Annotated in this window: 16 protein-coding genes and 2 pseudogenes; 13 read left to right on the top strand and 5 right to left on the bottom strand. The window is 39.3% G+C overall.

Translation table 11 applies throughout. The annotated features are described in order from the left end of the window. Positions 1–176: 176 nt before the first annotated feature. The 3 genes and pseudogenes from CWB66_RS09780 to CWB66_RS22430 form a co-directional block, all read left to right on the top strand. Positions 177–407, top strand: a complete 231-nt coding sequence (locus tag CWB66_RS09780; RefSeq protein WP_138585234.1) for a hypothetical protein — start codon at positions 177–179, stop codon at positions 405–407. A gap of 14 nt (positions 408–421) precedes the next feature. Further along, positions 422–767, top strand: a pseudogene (locus tag CWB66_RS09775) (pentapeptide repeat-containing protein); the annotation flags it as partial. 162 nt (positions 768–929) lie between these two features. Then, positions 930–1,181, top strand: a pseudogene (locus CWB66_RS22430) (pentapeptide repeat-containing protein); the annotation flags it as partial. A 64-nt stretch (positions 1,182–1,245) separates the two neighbouring features. Here the strand turns inward: CWB66_RS22430 and CWB66_RS09765 are convergent. Next, a complete protein-coding gene (locus CWB66_RS09765) occupies positions 1,246–1,569 on the bottom strand; it encodes a hypothetical protein (protein ID WP_002959968.1) in 324 nt (107 codons plus the stop codon). A 129-nt stretch (positions 1,570–1,698) separates the two neighbouring features. Here CWB66_RS09765 and CWB66_RS09760 point away from each other — a divergent pair, with 129 nt between their 5' ends. Continuing rightward, positions 1,699–2,451, top strand: a complete 753-nt coding sequence (locus CWB66_RS09760) for an alpha/beta hydrolase (protein WP_138585232.1) — start codon at positions 1,699–1,701, stop codon at positions 2,449–2,451. A gap of 58 nt (positions 2,452–2,509) precedes the next feature. On the opposite strand, the gene CWB66_RS09755 is transcribed toward CWB66_RS09760, so the two are convergent. Beyond that, the gene (locus CWB66_RS09755; RefSeq protein ID WP_138585231.1) at positions 2,510–3,712 is read right to left on the bottom strand and encodes a bifunctional alpha/beta hydrolase/OsmC family protein; all 1,203 of its coding nucleotides are present in this window, start codon (positions 3,710–3,712) and stop codon (positions 2,510–2,512) included. Positions 3,713–3,979: 267 nt separating this feature from the next. Between CWB66_RS09755 and CWB66_RS09750 the strand changes: the two genes are divergently transcribed. After that, positions 3,980–4,819, top strand: coding sequence for an isopenicillin N synthase family dioxygenase (locus CWB66_RS09750; protein ID WP_077537554.1), 840 nt, complete (start codon positions 3,980–3,982; stop codon positions 4,817–4,819). Positions 4,820–5,019: 200 nt separating this feature from the next. After that, on the top strand, positions 5,020–6,414 hold the full coding sequence (locus CWB66_RS09745) for a DEAD/DEAH box helicase (protein ID WP_010555315.1): 1,395 nt from the start codon (positions 5,020–5,022) through the stop codon (positions 6,412–6,414). 109 nt (positions 6,415–6,523) lie between these two features. Here the strand turns inward: CWB66_RS09745 and CWB66_RS09740 are convergent, their stop codons facing one another. Both CWB66_RS09740 and CWB66_RS09735 read right to left on the bottom strand, forming a co-directional pair. Then, on the bottom strand, positions 6,524–7,267 hold the full coding sequence (locus CWB66_RS09740) for a DUF3307 domain-containing protein (protein WP_138585230.1): 744 nt from the start codon (positions 7,265–7,267) through the stop codon (positions 6,524–6,526). Beyond that, positions 7,267–7,890: a hypothetical protein gene (locus CWB66_RS09735; protein WP_138585229.1), complete on the bottom strand. Its 624-nt coding sequence runs from the start codon at positions 7,888–7,890 to the stop codon at positions 7,267–7,269. Before CWB66_RS09735 ends, CWB66_RS09740 begins: the two co-directional genes overlap by 1 nt. Positions 7,891–8,040: 150 nt before the next feature. Here CWB66_RS09735 and CWB66_RS09730 point away from each other — a divergent pair, with 150 nt between their 5' ends. The 6 genes from CWB66_RS09730 to CWB66_RS09705 all read left to right on the top strand — a co-directional run bounded on the left by CWB66_RS09730 (position 8,041) and on the right by CWB66_RS09705 (position 14,085). Beyond that, positions 8,041–8,544, top strand: coding sequence for a LabA-like NYN domain-containing protein (locus CWB66_RS09730; RefSeq protein ID WP_138585228.1), 504 nt, complete (start codon positions 8,041–8,043; stop codon positions 8,542–8,544). 175 nt (positions 8,545–8,719) lie between these two features. Further along, positions 8,720–9,640, top strand: coding sequence for an NAD(+) diphosphatase (gene nudC / locus CWB66_RS09725; protein ID WP_138585235.1), 921 nt, complete (start codon positions 8,720–8,722; stop codon positions 9,638–9,640). 9 nt (positions 9,641–9,649) lie between these two features. Then, the gene (locus tag CWB66_RS09720) at positions 9,650–10,831 is read left to right on the top strand and encodes a cystathionine beta-lyase (protein WP_138585227.1); all 1,182 of its coding nucleotides are present in this window, start codon (positions 9,650–9,652) and stop codon (positions 10,829–10,831) included. Between the two features lie 143 nt (positions 10,832–10,974). Then, complete coding sequence (locus tag CWB66_RS09715; RefSeq protein WP_138585226.1) at positions 10,975–11,802, top strand: ABC transporter permease; 828 nt, start codon at positions 10,975–10,977, stop codon at positions 11,800–11,802. Beyond that, positions 11,799–12,707 (top strand): ABC transporter ATP-binding protein, encoded by a 909-nt coding sequence (locus CWB66_RS09710; protein ID WP_138585225.1) that lies wholly within the window; start codon positions 11,799–11,801, stop codon positions 12,705–12,707. Before CWB66_RS09715 ends, CWB66_RS09710 begins: the two co-directional genes overlap by 4 nt. A 574-nt stretch (positions 12,708–13,281) precedes the next feature. Beyond that, entirely contained in the window at positions 13,282–14,085 is an 804-nt protein-coding gene (locus CWB66_RS09705) for a putative porin (protein ID WP_077537560.1), read from the top strand. A gap of 86 nt (positions 14,086–14,171) precedes the next feature. Here the strand turns inward: CWB66_RS09705 and CWB66_RS09700 are convergent, their stop codons facing one another. Beyond that, a complete protein-coding gene (locus tag CWB66_RS09700; RefSeq protein ID WP_138585224.1) occupies positions 14,172–16,019 on the bottom strand; it encodes a M2 family metallopeptidase in 1,848 nt (615 codons plus the stop codon). Positions 16,020–16,189: 170 nt separating this feature from the next. Between CWB66_RS09700 and CWB66_RS09695 the strand changes: the two genes are divergently transcribed. Next, positions 16,190–18,466 carry an acyl-CoA dehydrogenase gene (locus CWB66_RS09695; RefSeq protein ID WP_138585223.1) on the top strand — a complete coding sequence of 759 codons (2,277 nt, stop codon included), beginning with the start codon at positions 16,190–16,192 and terminating at the stop codon, positions 18,464–18,466. The last annotated feature ends 152 nt before the right edge of the window (positions 18,467–18,618 follow it).

The following is an 18,618-nucleotide window of genomic DNA, read 5'->3' as shown; positions in this document are numbered from 1 at the left end:
GCTTATATATAGGGTCTATTTAACGTTAAGAAAATTACGCTAGAACTAGGCAAAAATTTTTGTATCTAGTTGTTCTAAATAAAAAATTTTTAACGACGTTATAGCGCAATTTAATTCGTTAAATTGATCAAAGATTTATGCAGTTTGGTATTAATCACGCATGAAAAGGAATTCCTATGTCTGTTAATTTAACTCTATTTGGTGAGTTTTTAGTTTTTTTCATTTTATTTTGCATCCCTATATTTGCCTTTATTAGTTATAAAGTCGGTAAGCGTAAAAGTAACATGCCAAGCATTTTGGCCTTTGTTGGTGGATGCTTAGCATTATTCCCACTATTTGGTTTAATTTTTATTGCTGTGCTTGCGCTAAGAAAAGATTTACCTAAAAATAGCGCCTATGCTCATTAAAAATTAAGTCAACAGTGTCAATTGCCAATCATACTCATTATTTCGAACAACAATTTAGTACTTTGCAACACGCAGAGCAAACAACTGAAAATTCAGAATTTGAACAGTGCACATTTACCGATTGCGACTTTGCAGACGGTCAGTTTAAACATTGCCGATTTATAGAATGCAGTTTTAAAAACTGTAATTTATCGTCACTTAAATGGAACTACAGTTCACTTGAAAATGTAAGTTTTAGCCACTGTAAATTAAATAGTTTGCAATGGACTGACGTAGATTGGCCTGCGCTTAGTATCAATGCACCGGTGAGTTTTAATTATTGCGAGCTCAGTAATAGTTCTTTTTTTGAATTAACCCTTATACCAATCCGCAATAATACTTAATCAATTTGAGGGATTAAATCTGACGCTAACGGCGTTAAATATTTCTAATATAGAACAACTAAATAACGAAATTTTTGCCTTGTTATCGACAAGATTTTCTTACCTCAAAATAGCTCACTTAATTAAGCGAATTGGTATTAAAGCCCTCAGACTAACACATTGCTTTGCTAAAAATGTTGATTTTAGACACGCTGATTTAAGCGGTAGTGAATTTACAGGAACAGATTTTCGCGATAGTGAGTTTTTTCAAACTAACTTAACAAAATGCGATTTTGTAGGTGCTACAGCGTTTAATATAGATTTGAATAATAATATTTTAGCGAATGCTAAGTTTGATCGCTTCGAAGCACTTAATTTGCTTACCAGCCTTAATATAAAGCTGTGTGATTAATTTAGTTTAATATAGTTACATATCTAGAAGCGACAGCTTAGCTGGGCTTCTAGATACTGCGTAATTAACGGCTAGGGCCATTTTTATTACGTGCACTGGCAAGCTGTCTTGCGATTTCTAATAACGCTGGTGAAATATCTTCAGCGCCGTCTTTAATTAGTTTTGTAACGTCACCTGACGAAAACAAACCGTCACGTGGTGATTTAATACCTAACTCACGAACAAAATCCTTCGTTTTACCTGTGCTGCCTGTTTCAATAAACTTAAAAATAATACGTTCATTGTTGTTTTTAGCAGGGGTTTTTAGTGTTTCGATTTCGTCATGTATTGCTGTTAGTTTGTCTTCTAAAATTTCTATACGTTCTTGAATGCTATTGTATGATTTCATTTATTGGATCTTTTACTAAATATATTAAAACAATGGCGGCTATTATCGCATAGTTTGACAATAGAGAATGCAAAGCTATAAAGTAAAAGTTATTTTTAATTAAAAACAATAATTTATATAAGTTTAAATATGCAAAAAACACTTAAAAAGCTTTTTATATTAAGCGCACTAGCTCTAAGTACATCAATAATAAGCACAACAAGCTATGCAAACGGTGGAGTTATAACTGATGAAAGCCGCAATCGCACTATTCCTATCAATATCACACTACCAAGTAACAGTGCGAAGTGCACTAAACAAGTAAAATGCGCTGTGGCGTTTATTAATGCGGGCTACGGGATTAGCCATAATGAATATACGTTTGTTAGTAATGTGTTCAATCAGCGCGGATACTTAACAGTAGCTATAGCACATGAACTAAAAACCGACCCTTACCTTAATCGTGAGCAACCTTACTTAACCACTCGCATGGAAAACTGGCATCGTGGTGTAGTAACGCTTAAGTTTTTAGTTAATGAGCTCGCGAGTAAATATCCAACGTATGATTTTACAAAGCTCGCCTTATTTGGGCACTCAAACGGCGGGGATATTTCGTCATTATACGGCTCTATTTATCCAAACGAGGTTCGCACTATTATTACGCTCGATCATCGCCGCATGTTGATCCCACGCAATAAAAACATTCGCGTGCTTACACTACGCGGTAATGATTACCCAGCTGATGCGAATGTGCTGTTAAACGATTCAGAGCTGGATAAGTTTCCTGTTACGCAAACACTAATAGAAAAATCACGCCATAACGATATGTACGATGGTGGACCAAAATGGCTGGTTAATATAATGAGTAAAGAAGTTGAGGGATTTTTAGATAGTAAAAATTAGGTTTATAAAAGTTAAATCATAGCGCAGTGTTACCTGCGCTATATTAATTTTATGGTAGTTACTCTACCAGTTCACTTACAATAACTGGGTTATTATGTAGTGTTTTATGCACTGGGCATTTGTCGGCTATTTCGAGTAAACGCTGGCGCTGTGGCTCAGTTAAGTCGCCACGTAAGGTGATTTTACGGGTAATGGCTTCAAGGTTACCTGTTTGTTCACAGTCGTCGCAATCTTTGTTGTGATCGCGAGAGTGATCAAGCTCTACTTTTACATGATCTAACGGTAAGTTTTTACGTGTAGCATACATACGCAGTGTCATGGCCGTACAGGCACCAAGTCCTGCTAATAAGTGATGATACGGATCGGGACCTAAGTTTTTACCGCCTACTTTTATTGGCTCATCTGCAAGCCAAGTATGATCTTTTGTGCTTACGTGCTGAGTAAATACATGGTCTTTTTCTTCAACGAGTACATTGCCACCCGTTAAACTTGCCGTGTATTTAGTTTTGTCGTACTTAACATAACGGTTTGCCCACGTTGCAATTATTTGTGCTGCGTAGTCGGCATCGTTTTTATTTGTTAAAAGGTGATCAGCGTTATCTAGGCTAATAAAGCTTTTAGGGTGCTTGGCTGATGCATAAATTTTTTCAGCTTCACTAATATTTACAGTCGCATCAATAGGGGAGTGCATTACTAATAGTGCGCGCTTAAGTTTACTTATGTGGCTTTTATCGTATTTGGCTATATCGTCAATAAATTGCTTTTTAATGGTAAATTCACGACCGGCTAAATTTACTTTAGCTTCACCTGCTGCGTTAATTTCATCAAGGTGTGCTGCAAAGTTATGGGCTACGTGCTGCGCATCTGACGGTGCACCAATGGTTGTAATAGCCGATACTTCAGGAATATGCTCAGCAGCAGCAAGTACCGCAGCGCCGCCTAAACTGTGGCCAATAAGTAGCTGAGGCGGCGCAAAATGTTCACGTAAATGATCAGCGGCTGATACTAAATCTTGAATGTTTGACGAAAAGTTACTGTTAGCAAAGTCACCATCGCTATTACCTAAACCTGTAAAGTCAAAACGCAGTACCGCGATACCTTGTAGTGTTAATGCGCGGCTAATCCGTGTGGCTGCTGCTATGTCTTTACCACACGTAAAACAGTGGGCAAATAACGCGTAAAACTTAATATCGCCAGACGGGCGTTCAAGTTGGCCGGCAAGTTCTAAATCACCGCTTTTAAAAGATACTTTTTGTCGCATGAGAAGCCTTATTTACACAAATAAAATATATTCTAATAATAGACCAGAGATAGTTACTAAACCTTGCAAATTCAACGTTTTTTTGTAAATTGATCTTGATCAAACCAAGCGATGGTGGCGCAGCTTTGCGGACATATGTCCTTATGTTTTTGAGGTCATTTGTCTATCCTCACATAGCGCTATAATGAAGGCTTTGCTACTTTATATAAGTAATTTAGCACTATTGAAAGCAACTCACTTCACACAACCTATTCACTGGAACGTACAATGCAATTACCTACTGTTGATTATAAAGCTCCCGATGCGGCTGCACAATTTGTTGAATCGTTAAGAAATACTGGATTTGGCGTTTTAAAAAACCACCCAATCCCACAATCTTTAGTTGAGTCTATTTACAAAAATTGGCAAGACTTTTTTAACTCAGAGCAAAAGCAGGACTTTTTATTCTCTAAAGACACTCAAGACGGTTACTTTCCGCCTTCAGTATCTGAAGTGGCGAAAGGCTTTACAATAAAAGATATTAAAGAGTACTTTCATGTGTACCCTAAAGGTCGCGTTCCTGCCCAGCTTGAAGCTGATGTACGTGAATACTATCGTTTAGCAAGTGAATTTGCGGGCACATTATTAAGCTGGGTTCAGGCTGAAGCGCCAGCTGATGTACGTGCTAAATTTTCGATTGATTTAAAAGACATGATTGCCGATTCGGAGCAAACATTGTTACGTATCCTACATTACCCACCAATGACGGGTGATGAAGAACCAGGTGCTATTCGCGCAGCAGCCCATGGCGATATTAATTTATTGACTGTATTGCCAGCATCAAACGAGCCTGGTTTACAAGTTCAAAAAACAGATGGCGGTTGGTTAGACGTGCCATGTGATTTTGGCAGCTTAATTATTAATATTGGCGACATGCTACAAGAAGCGTCGGGCGGGTATTTTCCATCGACAATTCACCGTGTAATTAACCCAACGGGTAAAGCATCTACTAAATCGCGTATTTCACTACCGTTATTTTTACACCCGCATCCAGATGTTGTGTTGTCAGAGCGCTACACGGCAGATAGCTACTTGCAAGAACGTTTGCGTGAGTTAGGTGTTAAGTAACTCTAATACTTAGAGTAATTAAGTATAAACAAAAAACGGCCTATGGCCGTTTTTTGCATTTTTGAGCAACTTGATCACAGGTTTAATTTTAATAAACTATGCTCAATTGCCTGCAACGCAAATAATGGCATGCATTCTTAGCTACTACAGGTATAATGCGCGCAACTGGCTAATGTAGCCTTATTTAAAAGAGAGTTTATATGAGTTTTGAAGGTTTAGGTTTATCACAGTCTTTGGTTAATGCGGTTTTAGAAAAGGGCTATGAAACGCCAACGCCGATTCAGGCTCAAGCAATTCCTGCAATTATTGAACGTCGTGATGTTATGGCGGCTGCGCAAACAGGTACTGGCAAAACGGCTGGTTTTACATTACCACTTATTGAGCGTTTGTCGTCGGGCCCTAAAGCTAAAAGTAATCACGTACGTGCGCTTATTTTAACGCCTACACGTGAACTTGCTTTGCAAGTAAGTGAAAACGTTGAAGAGTACGCTAAGCATTCAGATGTGAGCTCGTTTGTAGTTTACGGTGGCGTTAAAATCAACCCACAAATGCAGCGTCTTCGAAAAGGTGTTGATATTTTAGTAGCAACGCCGGGTCGTTTAATTGACTTACATAATCAAAATGCAGTTAAATTTGATAGCGTTGAAGTGCTTGTACTCGATGAAGCTGACCGTATGTTAGACATGGGCTTTATTCACGATATTAAACGCTTAATTGCTAAAATGCCTGCTAAACGTCAAAACTTGATGTTTTCGGCAACATTTTCTGACGAAATTCGTGCACTAGCAAAAGGGCTAATTAATGACCCTGTTGAAATTTCAGTTGCTGCAAAAAATACCACAGCTAAAAGTGTTACTCAGTGCGTTTACGCGGTAGATAAAACACGTAAAACAGCATTGCTAAGCCACTTGATTCGCACTAACGATTGGCAACAAGTGTTAGTATTTAGCCGCACAAAGCACGGTGCTAACCGCTTAGTTAAACAACTAGAGCGCGATGATATTGTAGGCGCGGCTATCCACGGTAATAAATCACAAGGCGCACGTGTTAAAGCACTTGATGGTTTTAAAAGTGGTGAAGTACGTGTACTAGTAGCAACAGACATTGTTGCACGTGGTTTAGACATTGTTGAATTACCGCATGTTGTTAACTACGACTTACCAAACGTATATGAAGATTACGTTCACCGTATTGGCCGTACAGGCCGTGCTGGTGCATCGGGTCATGCAATTTCGTTTGTAACAACAGAAGATGCTGTTGATTTATACGGTATTGAACGTTTTATTGGCGAGCTTATTCCGCGTGCTGAAGAAGATGGTTTTGAGCCTATTAACCCAGTAGCTGAACGCGCATTAGATGCTCGCCCACTGCCAGCTAAAAAGCCTAAGAAAAAACAGCCTTTTAATAAGCCTAAATCTGATAGCAGCAAGCCTAACAGCAAAAAGCCAAATAATGGTGGTAATGGTACCGGCCCACGCCGTGGTGGTTCTAAAAAGCCAGCAGCTAAAACAGATGACAGCACACAAAACCCATGGGCAAAGCGTGAATCTGTTGGCGGTAATGGCCAACGCCGTCGTCGCACAAATAACGATTAATTCATCATTAATGATTGTGTTGGCGTTTAATTAAGCACCAACACAAAAAACGCGCTACTTCTTTTGAATAAATAGAAGTAGCGCGTTTTTTATTGCCTGTAATTTGTCATTAGCTGATTAAATAGTTAATGGCCAAGCCTACAAATAAAGTCGCACTTACGCTAAGTAGTGTGCCGAGCATAACGTACTCGGTAAGTTTTTTATCTTTACTAGCACTTAAATCGCCAAACCTAAATACCGACTTTGCAGCAAGTAAAAAACCAAGCCCTGCAAATTGGTCAAGCAATATAAAGCTCAGCATAAGTACGCGTTCCAACATGCCAATGCTTTGCCCTGCAAGCGGTAAGCTACCAGTGCTCGAAAAGTTACTTGTTAAACGCTCTAACATCATTCTTATAAATACGGCGCAGGGGCTTAAAATAATTAAATAACCGCATATCACCCACAGTATTTTGGGATCAGTGATCATATTATTAATTGCAGCCATAAAGCTACTGTTATCAGTTAGCCAAATACTGAGCGCAATGATAACGAGTATGTGCGCAATTTGATCTAGTAAAAAAGGCACCACGCCTTTATTAGAATACGATTTAGCTATATCAATAAAGTAATGGCTCAACATAATGCTCGCCGTGGCAATTAAAACACTGCTTAGTTGCTGCCACCCGAATGTGTATTCCCACAGGGTAATGATGAGTGCACTTGTTATACCATGCACTAGTACATGAAAATAAAGCTTACTGGCTTTAAAGTGACGGGTATTTCTGTCGTTTACCCAACTCATAGGTTGCCAGTAAAAATCAGCGAGTAAGTGGCCAATAATAAGCGCGACCAGTAAAAGTGAAAATTCCATTATTCACCTCCTTTAATTATATTTTTTACAACGTTTTGTGTGTGCTTAATAAAGCGCTCTATAAGTTGGTAGTGCGCTAAATTTAGTAGTTTGGTTACATTTTCGCGACTTGTTTTAAGCTCTTTAGCCAGTGCCGCGTGGCTGTTGTTTGGTGATGTTAAATAGACATATAGGGCATTTGCTTGTTTTTGCGTGATTTTAGTGAGCAATACGTCGGCAAAGGCTAAATTAAGATTTAAGCTTTCATCGAGCTGCTGCTCGTTAATATTAAAAACAAAGCGTTGATTACCTATTTTATCAAGGCCTTGCCCCGAAAGCGTAAAAGCAGAACCGGTTGCTGTTTTTATATCGCTGCGTGGGTTATCTATTTGCCCAAGTGCCAAGCTTTGTCGTAGTTCATAACCTGACGATTTAAGGTGTAAATATACAAGTAAGGCATTTTTAAAAAGGAGCTGAGGATTATTAACTTGTAACTGAAAGGCATCGCCTCGGTATATATTCCAAAGTGTTTGCTCCCCAGAAATGTTTCGCAAACTTTGCTCTAGTTGATAAAGCATGGCATCGTATTGCTGCTTAGGGATTGTTTGCGATTTAATAATATCGCCGCTGATCACACCAATCATAAAAATCTCAAAATGGTTACTTTTTAATATGTAACCAATATTGGTTACATAAGGGTATGTAACTAATTTAGGTTACTTAAATATAAATTGCAAGGTACACTTATTTTATAACGTTACTTTTATTGCTATTAATCCTCACTAGGACACTAAATGACTTTACAAAACGAGCAGCAAAGCACGAAACCACGCGTAGGTATTTTTGTTGATGTGCAAAATATTTATTACACGTGCCGCGAAAGCTACGGGAAAAATTTTGACTACAATGCGTTTTGGCGAATGATGGAGGCGCAATACAATATTGAGTGTGCTTTTGCGTATGCAATTTATCGAGGAGATGAAAAGCAAAATCAGTTTCAAAATATTTTGCGTGCGATTGGTTTTGACGTAAAGCTAAAGCCATTTATTCAACGTCGTGATGGAAGTGCCAAAGGCGATTGGGATGTAGGTATAACAATAGACATGTTAGAGCAGGGTAAAAATCTTGATAAGGTTATTTTGCTCTCTGGCGATGGTGACTTTGCTTTGTTACTTGGGCATTTAAAAAATCAATATAATGTACCGTGTGATGTTTACGGTGCTGACAGGTTAACTGCAGAGGTGTTAAAACAAAGCGCTGAGCAATTTCATTTAATTGATAATACTTTGCTCCTTTAACAGCAAAAAAATAGTTAAAAAAGTGCAAGCTAAGTGCCTGCAACATGAGAGATTTTAATACAAAGCCGTAATAGATGAATTAAGCCTTATATAGGCTTTTTTTATTAATGTAATCAATTGGGTTTGCTAAATGATTATGGTAATTTTAAAGCATAACGAGTTACCAAGGACTTACATGCTTCATTACAGCAACATGCCACTAGACAGAGGCTCAAATTTTCGTAAAGACCCATCGTGGCTTAAAGCGCAAATGTCGGCGCAAAGTAAATGGGTTTTAGTTAAAAATAATCAAACCCTATTTATTAAAGATACCCCTAAAGTAAGCTATTTAACGTATCAACAAGTGGCGCATTTAGATTTAACGAGTGCTATTTTTGTTGGTTTAAATAATGCTAAACATGGTGTGTTTGCATTGGATGTATCTGATCTGGATGAAAGCGTACTTACACCTTTAATAGAGGGCGCTCAGTTTTTTGATATTCGCCAATATGGGCCTCAAGTAACCATTAAATATGCCTCAATAGCCGCCCTTGCAAGAGGGTTATGTTATTGGCATGCCACGCACCGTTTTTGTGGGCGCTGCGGTAGTAAAAACCGTTCAGTGGAAGCAGGGCATTCTCGTGTATGTGAAAACGAAAACTGTAAGCATCCTACATTCCCGCGTACCGATCCTGCGGTAATTATGGTCGTTACTAAAGTATTTGCTGACGGAGTAGAGCGATGCTTGTTAGGTCGCCAAGCTGCGTGGCCTATCGGTATGTATTCATCGCTTGCTGGATTTGTAGACCCAGGGGAGACACTGGAACAAGCTGTTGCGCGTGAAGTTAAAGAAGAGGCAGGCATAGAGGTTGATAACGTACGTTATGTTGCATCTCAGCCGTGGCCGTTCCCATCGTCAATTATGCTAGGTTTTTTTGCAGAGGCGACATCGGAGCAAATTAACGTAGATAAAGAAGAGCTAGACGATGCAAAATGGTTTAGTCGTGAAGACTTAGACCAATTTGGTAATTGGCACGAAGAAGGGGAGCATTTAAAGCTGCCTAGAACTGATTCTATCTCTCGTTATTTAATTGAGCATTGGCGCACAAACCCTTAAGGATTAACAATGTCGAGTAAAAGTAATAAAAACACTCAGCTGGTATCATCAGGGCGCAAAAAAGCCTATACACATGGCGTAGTAAACCCTGTTGTACAGCGTGCATCTACCATTGTATTTGATACTGTAGCCGATTTAAAAGAAGCAGCTAAAACCCGTGGCGATAAAACGTTATTTTATGGGCGCCGAGGAACAACAACACACTTTGCGTTACAAGAAGCGATTACAGAACTTGAAGGCGGCGAAGGGTGTGCATTGTACCCTTGTGGCGCTGCGGCGATCAGCCAAGTATTTTTATCGTTTTTAAAAACCGGTGATCATATTTTAATGGTTGATAACGTGTACGAACCCACCCGCGATTTTTGCGATAAAATTTTAGTGGGACTGGGCATTACAACAACCTACTACCCGCCAACCATTGGCGCAGGTATTAAAGATTACATTCAGCCAAATACTAAAGTGTTGTTTTTAGAATCTCCAGGTTCTATTACGATGGAAGTGCAAGATGTGCCCTCTATGGTAAAAGTAGCCAATGAGCACAACGTAATGACCATGCTGGATAATACCTACGGTAACGGTTTGCATTATCGCCCGTTAGAGCACGGTGTTGATATTAGTATTCAAGCTGCAACAAAGTATATTGTTGGCCATTCAGACGTGATGATGGGGGTGGCTGTTGCTAATAAAAAGTATTGGCCAACCTTGCGCGAAAACTCATACTTACTAGGGCAATGTACCAGTGCCGATGATGCGTATTTAGCACTTAGAGGCCTGCGTACAATGGGTGTGCGTTTAAATCAACATGAAAAAGCAGCAATAGAAGTAGCTAAATGGCTTGAACAACATGAGCTTGTTGATCATATTCGCCACCCTGCATTTGAAACCTGCCCAGGGCATGAGTTTTTTAAACGTGATTTTGATGGCAGTAATGGGTTGTTTTCATTTGTGATGAAAACCGGTAATCAAAAAGCGATTGATGCATTTTTAGATAGCCTTGAGCATATTAAAATGGGCTTTTCGTGGGGCGGTTTTGAAAGTTTAGTAACAGCTAATTTAACTATGAAAGGGCTGCGTTCAAATACAGGCTGGGATTTAGGCCCGGTTATTCGTCTGCATATTGGCCTTGAAGATGTTGAAGATTTAATTAGCGATTTAAGCCAAGCACTTGAGGTTTATAAGCAGCATTTATAATTTATATCGCAATTTATGCTGTTACATTTAAATGTATTGTGACAAAGCTCGCCATTGGTGGGCTTTTTTTTGCTGGTAATTCAAGGTGTTTACACTTAGTGTGGATAAATACACAGAAAATAAAAAGTCATTAAGGATAGTCAATGGCAACACCATTACCGATAAACGTAGGGCGATTAACGCAAATAGCGGGATTTGAGCTTGTACGTATGTTTTTAACTAAACGTGGACTTATTGCATTAGCTGCCTTTGCATTGGTGTGGCTAATAATACTGCGCTACCCAATAGGGCAGGCAGTAGGTATTGTAAGTGCGCCCGATTTTGAGCAAATAGCCCGTGATATATCAGGTTCTATTGGTTTAAGTAAATTATTGGATTGGCCTGAGGCCGAATTTGCTATGTACTGGTTAATAGCCCTATATAGCTTTCCCGTTTTTGGTTTATTTATTTGTAGCGACCAAACGGTAGGCGATAGAGAGCGTGGCACACTAAGGTTTTTATCACTGCGCTCCACTCGCTTTGAAATACTATTTGGTCGTTTTTTAGGGCAACTAGCGGTATTAGCCTGCTTAGTGGGCATTACTCTTGTGGCTACGCTTGCTGTACTAGGGTTTAGAGATCCAAGTTTACTGGCTGGTGGTTTTGCCCGTGCGCTTTCTATATTTTTAATATTAGTGATTACTCTGTGTCCATTTGTAGCACTTATGACGTTAATAAATACCTTTGCTCGCTCATCGCGTTTATCTATTGTATTGGCAATTTTATATTTTGCAGCAGGCGGTATTATAGTTGGTATATTGCAATGGCAAATACCCGCATTAGGCTTGCTTGATTATTTATTTCCGGGTGTGCAAATAGAGTTATTAGCAGGGCAAAATTTACCATTATTAAGCGCTGTGGCTATTCCCTTTGTGCAAACAGCGGTGTTACTAAGCGTTGCTCAACGTATTTTTGCAAGGAGCTCGCTATGAGACCATTAATTACAGCTCGCGGTTTGAGTAAATCGTATGGTGCAAAATTGGCGCTTAATAATGTGGACTTTGAGATTAATAAGGGCGCGCCAGTGGCGCTTGTTGGGCCAAATGGTGCGGGTAAAACCACCTTATTTAGTTTGTTGTGCGGCTATATAGCGCCAAGTAAAGGAAGTCTTGAAATATTAGGGCATAAGCCAGGGAGCGCTGCTTTATTTAATAAAGTAAGTGCATTACCGCAAGACGCGCAACTTGACCCTCGTTTTAATATAGATAAGCAACTTGCTTTTTATGCAAAGTTACAAGGCATGGGGGCCAAGCAAAGCCAAATAGAAGCACTACGTGTACTTGATTTAGTGGGATTAAAAGAAACTGCAAAGCAGCGTGCAGGGGACTTATCGCACGGTATGCGTAAACGTGTAACGATAGCGCAAGCACTTATTGGCTCACCAGAAATTGTAATGCTTGATGAAGCAACGGCAGGGCTTGATCCGATTCATGCCAGAGAAGTGCGCGAGCTGGTATCTGAATTAAGTGAACAGGCTACTTTTATTTTAAGCTCTCACGATTTAACTGAACTTGAGCGACTATGCTCACAGGTACTTCATTTAGATAAAGGTGTACTAAGCGAACATCAAACAAAAACTAATAATACCGATAAACACTTTTATACATTAATGCTCAGTGAAGCTTATCAAAATGTTGAGCAACAGCTTCAAGCAATTACTGGAGTGAGTCGCGTATATATGAGTCAACATAAAGAGTATGTTATTGAATATCAGCCAACAGACGAGCCGCTTGATATTGCATTGCTAAATTTTTGTCATCAGCATAACTGGCAATATAGACAATTAGTTAATGGCCATACACTAGAAAACCAAATATTTAAGCAAGAAAGCATATAAAGATTAATAGTGAGAAGGCAATAACGTTTATTTTAGAAAAATTATTGACGACAAAAACAAAAGTAGAAATAAAGTAGTGCACAATGTATTTTTTTTACTAATTAATAACTGTTTTCGTGGTCAAAGTAGGTGTAATTAGCTTTGAAATTAAGCTAATTACACTTTTTAGGGTTATTAAAAAAGCTTAATAAATAAAATAAATGGTAATGTGGCTTGAATTTATACCTAAAAAAAGTGTTTTTTACTAAAAAAAATTTAAATTAGTAAAAACTTTAAGCGCGGTAATACTATTAATGAAGTTTATTGGATAATTAAAAAAGAGATAACTTTAGCTACAAACTGTACCGTATTTACAGGTTTTTCAAATCATAATTATTTTAGGTAGTTGTTGACTAAATGTTGCAACTACTTTAATTTAACATTTGCTAATATTTCATTACAATTACCTCATTAAAATCAGGTTGTTATATGACCTGTCATTCAGTTTTTATTCATTTTTTAGGCGTTAGGATGCGCCCCGACTTGAGCTACACAGCTTAAGCATAAAAAGTAATATTCATAGGGAAATTTCAGAATGAAAAAATTAGCCGTTATCATTTCAAGCATTTTATTATCAAGCGCTGCAACCACTGCAATGGCAGCAGATAGCTACCAATCAATTAGCAATTTAGGCTACCAATACACAGATAGTAATAATGATGATCAATTTAAAATTGATTCTACGTATTATTTTTCTCCTAAAAAAACATTAGGTCCGTACGATCAATTTGAATACATTAACAAGCAAAGTAACGTTTATGGTGCTTACACTGATAACGATGCTGGTGATGTAACTGCAATTGGTGGTGAATACTTCTATAAAGATGTTGTTGTTGGTGCTTCTTACGAAAACAGTGATTTTGGTTCAAACAATGAATCTTACTCATTAACTGCGGGTTATTTTTTCAACCCAGATTTACTTGCAAAAGTAAAATTTGTTGATAATAACGATGGCGATAATTATACATTATTTTCATTAGCATATAACCACATGCTTAATGACACAGATTACGTTGGCGTAACTGTTGAGTCAGATGATGATTTTGATTCTCGTTCAGTAGCAGCTAAGTACTTTGTTGATTTACAACAAGGTAACTTTTTAACGGTTGAAGGTACATTCTTAAGCCTTGATGAAGCTGATGATCACTGGAATGTTGAAACAAATTACTACTTCAGTAAAGCGACATCAGTATTTGCATCTTACGATAAAGAAGATGCTTACAGCTTTGGTGCACAACACTTCTTTAACCACAATATCGGTTTAAAAGTAGGTTACGGAAACAACGCTGATGACTCTGATAACGATACTTACTTCGCTAACATGCGTTTTCAGTTTTAATTAAGTTTTAAACTTATTTAATACAAAAGTAATATTGAAAAGCCCGCTAATTTAGCGGGCTTTGTTGTTATTAGACAAGTGCATTATTACCAGCCGCAGTTGCGGCCTTCATTTTGCTTATCTAAGTATGTTTGTAATGGCGCAAAGTAATCGAGCATTGCAGTTGCATCCATCTGTGGTTTACCTGTTATGGTTTCAAGCGCTTCTTGCCAAGGTCGAGATGAACCCATTTCAAGCATAGCATTTAGCTTATCCCCTGCTTCTTTTGAGTTGTAAATAGAGCAGCGATGAATCGCTTTATCGTTACCGGCAATTTCACATAAACTGCGATGAAACTCAAATTGTAAAATATGCGCTAGAAAATAACGAGTGTAAGGCGTATTACCTGGAACGTGGTACTTAGCACCCGGATCAAAGTCGCTTTCGCTACGTGCAATAGGGGATTGTACTCCTTGGTATTTTTCACGCAGTTCCCACCATGCTTTATTGTAGTTCTCAGGTGTTACTTCACCTGAAAATACCTGCCAGCGCCACTGATCAACCATTAGGCTAAAGGGTACAAAGGCAACTTTATCGAGTGCCATTTTCATTAGTAAACCGATGTCTTTTGATTCATCTGGAACTTGTTCAAGCAAACCAATTTCTTTTAAATATCCAGGCGTAACAGATAAGGCAATGGTATCGCCAATGGCCTCATGAAAACCATCGTTAGCACTTTCTTGGTAAAATAAAGGCTGTTTGTTGTACGCACGCTGATAAAAGTTATGACCTAACTCATGATGAATAACCGAAAACTCTTCGCCTGTGCGCTGAATACACATTTTAATACGCAAATCGTCTTTACTGTCGATGTTCCATGCTGATGCATGGCATTGCACATCTCTATCTTTTGGTTTGATAAACAGTGAGCGTTCGTAAAATGTAGTTGGCAATGCATCAAAGCCCATTGAGGTAAAAAAGCTTTCAGCTCCTTTTACCATTTTGAGTTCGTCATAATCATGCTTTGCTAGTAATTCGGTTACGTCATAACCCGGATCAGCGTTTTTTGGTGCAACTACATCGTAAATATTACCCCATGCTTGCGCCCACATATTACCAAGTAAGTGCGCTGGAATAGGTTGATTTTGTGGTACTTTGTCTGTGCCGTACTTTTCACCTAACTTTGCGCGAACATGGCAGTGCAGTGAGTTATACAGTGGTTTAACTTGGCCCCAAATACGATCAAGCTCGGTGGTGAAGTCATCAGCAGGCATATCGTATTTACTGCGCCACATTGCGCCGGTATCAACATAACCAAGCTCTTTTGCCCCTTCGTTTGTCAGGACTACTTGTTGCGCGTAAAGTGGGCGCATTGGCTTTGATATTTGACGCCAACCTTCCCATAAATCAAGTAGTTCGTTGTAATCTCGGCTGGTGGCCATTGTAGATGTCATGTCGCCTAGGCTCAAACAGCTGCCATCTTCTTTGCAGTATTTACCTTTACCGTATAAACCACCAAGTTGTGCAACAATATTTGAAAGTTGTGCTGTTTTATCTGCGTCTTGTGGTGCTGGCAATGTAAGGGCTAGTTTTAGTTTATCAAGTTTTCGGCGGGCATCGTAATCAAGGACGAGTGCATCGTATTTAGCCGCTTCGTTGGCTAAGCGCACAACAGTTTCGGTCATTTTACGATTAACCTCAGCAGATAAAGCTGACGTATCGTGAGTAATAAAGTTAGCGTAAATCCACTCTGCCCGACTTGACTCTAAATAAAGTGCACTGAGTTCTTTCTCGGTGTTTGCAATAAATACGTTAGCATCTTTAGCTGTAACAGCTTTTTTAGTGTGTGCTGAGTCGGTGGTGTCTATGGTTATTTCTGCGTCGCAGGCAACTAAAGCAAGAGTACTTGCGACCATTAAGGCGCTTATACTCAGCTTATGGCGAGGTGTGTTCATCGTATTTATTCCCTTCGTTTATTGTTATTTAGAGTGATGATAATAACAGTGAACTTTCAAAGAATAAATGAATGCGTTGGGGCGATTGAGGGATTTCGCAATGATTGTATTTAAATCAGGATAGGTCATAATTAAGCCACTATTTAATTTAATGTGTAAGGAATATACGCATGTCGGTATTTATCATTTTACTGGTTGTGGTGGTGGTTATTTTTGCAGTTAAAGATATTCGCCTAAACCTGATCAGTCGTCCTACATTTAAAATGTTTAAAAAGGTACTTCCCCCATTATCGCAAACAGAGCGAGAGGCAATGGAGGCAGGCGATGTTTGGTGGGATGGTGAACTATTTAGTGGCAACCCCGATTGGCAAAAGCTGCACCGCTTTCCTAAACCTGAATTAAGCGATAAAGAAAACGCATTTATGGCTGATCAAGTAGAGACTTTATTGGCAATGCTTGATGATTATCAAATTGTACAAAAAGATAAAGACTTACCAAAAGAAGTGTGGGATTACCTAAAAACGGAAGGTTTTTTTGCGCTGATCATTCCTGAAAAGTTTGGCGGTCGTGAGTTCTCAGCAATTGCTAATTCAACGATAGTGTCAAAAATTTCTACTAAAAGTTTAACTGCTGCAGTGACTGTTATGGTGCCAAATAGCTTAGGCCCGGGCGAGTTGCTCCTTCACTATGGTACTAAAGAGCAGCAAGACCGTTGGCTGCCAAGTTTAGCTAATGGCACAGATGTGCCTTGTTTTGCGTTAACGGGACCAGAAGCGGGCTCTGATGCCGGCAGTATTCCTGATTCAGGCGTGGTGTGTATGGGGGAGCACAATGGCGAGCAGGTGATGGGTCTGCGCTTAAACTGGTCAAAGCGCTACATTACACTTGCACCGGTGGCTACAGTGCTAGGCTTGGCATTTAAAATGTATGATCCTGATGGTTTGCTGGGTGATAAAAAAGAGCTGGGTATTACGTGTGCGCTTATACCAACAAATCATCCTGGCGTTGAAACGGGTGAACGTCATTATCCGCTTAATATGGCCTTCATGAATGGCACAACGTACGGTAAAGATGTATTTATACCACTGGATTGGATTATAGGTGGGCAAGAATGCGCAGGGCGCGGTTGGAGAATGCTTGTTGAGTGTTTAAGTGCTGGCCGTGGTATATCGCTGCCGGCATTAAGTGCGGCTACAGGTCACTTGGCATCAAAAATGACATCGGCTTATGCAATGGTGCGCCAGCAGTTTGGTGTATCTATAGGGCAATTTGAAGGTGTACAAGAGGCACTTGCGCGTATTGGTGGTTTAACTTACACACTTGAGTCGTGCAGATTAATGACCGCAGGTGCGATTGATTTAAAATTAAGCCCGTCGGTTGTAACAGCGATTGCTAAATACCATATGACTGAAATGGGTCGTACGGTAATGAACGATGCAATGGATATTCATTCAGGTAAAGGAATTCAAGTAGGACCTAATAACTATTTGGCGCATGGTTATATGGGGATTCCGGTATCAATTACGGTAGAAGGCGCGAATATTTTAACGCGTAATTTAATGATATTTGGCCAAGGTGCAACACGCTGTCATCCATTTGTTTTAAAAGAAATGGAAGCCGCTGCAATGGAAGATGACGACGCAGCACTTGGGCAGTTCGATAGTTTATTAATGAACCATATAATATTTGCTGCAAGTAATGCCAGCATGGCATTTGTGCATGGCCTAACACGCAGCTATTTTGCTAAAGCGCCCGTGAGCGGTGAAACCGCAGTTTATTATAAACAATTGACTAGAATGAGCCGAGGTTTGGCTATTTGTACCGACGTTGCAATGCTAATGCTCGGTGGTGAGCTTAAGCGAAAAGAAATGATATCGGCACGTTTAGGTGATGTGCTGAGCCATTTGTATTTAGCATCAACCGTCTTAAAGCGTTACGAAGACGAAGGACGCCAACAAGCAGATTTACCCTTTGTTAAATATGCAATTGAGAATTCACTATTTGAAATTGGCCAAGCATTTAATGGCTTCTTTAAAAACTTTTCAAACCCTATTGTTAATTTTATCCTTAAACGCATCGTGTTCCCTGTGGGTAATCATTACCACAGACCAAGTGATGAAATAGCGCAAAGTATTTGTGAGCACATGACTCAACCGGGCGTGTTTCGAAACCGCTTAACACATTTATGTTATGTAGACGAAAATGCGGGTACGGGGGTTATGGAAAATGCATTTTTAGCAATGCATGACATGCAAGCGCAGTTTAAAGACTTAAAACAATGGCAACGTAAGGGCAGTGTGCCTGCAACGCTTGATATTGAAGGTGCGATAAACTATGCGCTTGAAAATAAGTTACTCGAACAGGCTGACGCAGATGCAATGCATCATGCTAATAAATTGCGAAAACAAGCCATTGCGGTTGATAACTTTAAAGCAGGTGAGCTTTGAGCGAGTGCTTAAATAACCTGAACTCTGGATAATAAATCTATCTCGAGCAGCTATTTTCAGCGCTAACTGCGTTGAATTTACTTGCAATAGGCCAGCTATTGACGCGTAAATTCGCCTTGTTTTCACTGAAAATCTCTTAACCAGAGTTCAGG

This window comes from Pseudoalteromonas sp. S558 (genome assembly GCF_005886635.1).
Taxonomy (GTDB): Bacteria; Pseudomonadota; Gammaproteobacteria; order Enterobacterales; family Alteromonadaceae; genus Pseudoalteromonas; species Pseudoalteromonas aliena.
This window is presented reverse-complemented; position numbering and strand designations above follow the sequence as displayed.

Bases quoted from the DNA above. Each gene is read 5' to 3' on its own strand.
- CWB66_RS09765 (WP_002959968.1), bottom strand. From the start codon at position 1,569: ATGAAATCATACAATAGCATTCAAGAACGTATAGAAATTTTAGAAGAC.
- CWB66_RS09750 (WP_077537554.1), top strand. From the start codon at position 3,980: ATGCAATTACCTACTGTTGATTATAAAGCTCCCGATGCGGCTGCACAA.
- CWB66_RS09715 (WP_138585226.1), top strand. From the start codon at position 10,975: ATGGCAACACCATTACCGATAAACGTAGGGCGATTAACGCAAATAGCG.
- CWB66_RS09720 (WP_138585227.1), top strand. From the start codon at position 9,650: ATGTCGAGTAAAAGTAATAAAAACACTCAGCTGGTATCATCAGGGCGC.
- CWB66_RS09740 (WP_138585230.1), bottom strand. From the start codon at position 7,267: ATGGAATTTTCACTTTTACTGGTCGCGCTTATTATTGGCCACTTACTC.
- CWB66_RS09735 (WP_138585229.1), bottom strand. From the start codon at position 7,890: ATGATTGGTGTGATCAGCGGCGATATTATTAAATCGCAAACAATCCCT.
- CWB66_RS09705 (WP_077537560.1), top strand. From the start codon at position 13,282: ATGAAAAAATTAGCCGTTATCATTTCAAGCATTTTATTATCAAGCGCT.
- nudC (WP_138585235.1), top strand. From the start codon at position 8,720: ATGCTTCATTACAGCAACATGCCACTAGACAGAGGCTCAAATTTTCGT.
- CWB66_RS09755 (WP_138585231.1), bottom strand. From the start codon at position 3,712: ATGCGACAAAAAGTATCTTTTAAAAGCGGTGATTTAGAACTTGCCGGC.
- CWB66_RS09760 (WP_138585232.1), top strand. From the start codon at position 1,699: ATGCAAAAAACACTTAAAAAGCTTTTTATATTAAGCGCACTAGCTCTA.
- CWB66_RS09710 (WP_138585225.1), top strand. From the start codon at position 11,799: ATGAGACCATTAATTACAGCTCGCGGTTTGAGTAAATCGTATGGTGCA.
- CWB66_RS09780 (WP_138585234.1), top strand. From the start codon at position 177: ATGTCTGTTAATTTAACTCTATTTGGTGAGTTTTTAGTTTTTTTCATT.
- CWB66_RS09700 (WP_138585224.1), bottom strand. From the start codon at position 16,019: ATGAACACACCTCGCCATAAGCTGAGTATAAGCGCCTTAATGGTCGCA.
- CWB66_RS09745 (WP_010555315.1), top strand. From the start codon at position 5,020: ATGAGTTTTGAAGGTTTAGGTTTATCACAGTCTTTGGTTAATGCGGTT.
- CWB66_RS09695 (WP_138585223.1), top strand. From the start codon at position 16,190: ATGTCGGTATTTATCATTTTACTGGTTGTGGTGGTGGTTATTTTTGCA.
- CWB66_RS09730 (WP_138585228.1), top strand. From the start codon at position 8,041: ATGACTTTACAAAACGAGCAGCAAAGCACGAAACCACGCGTAGGTATT.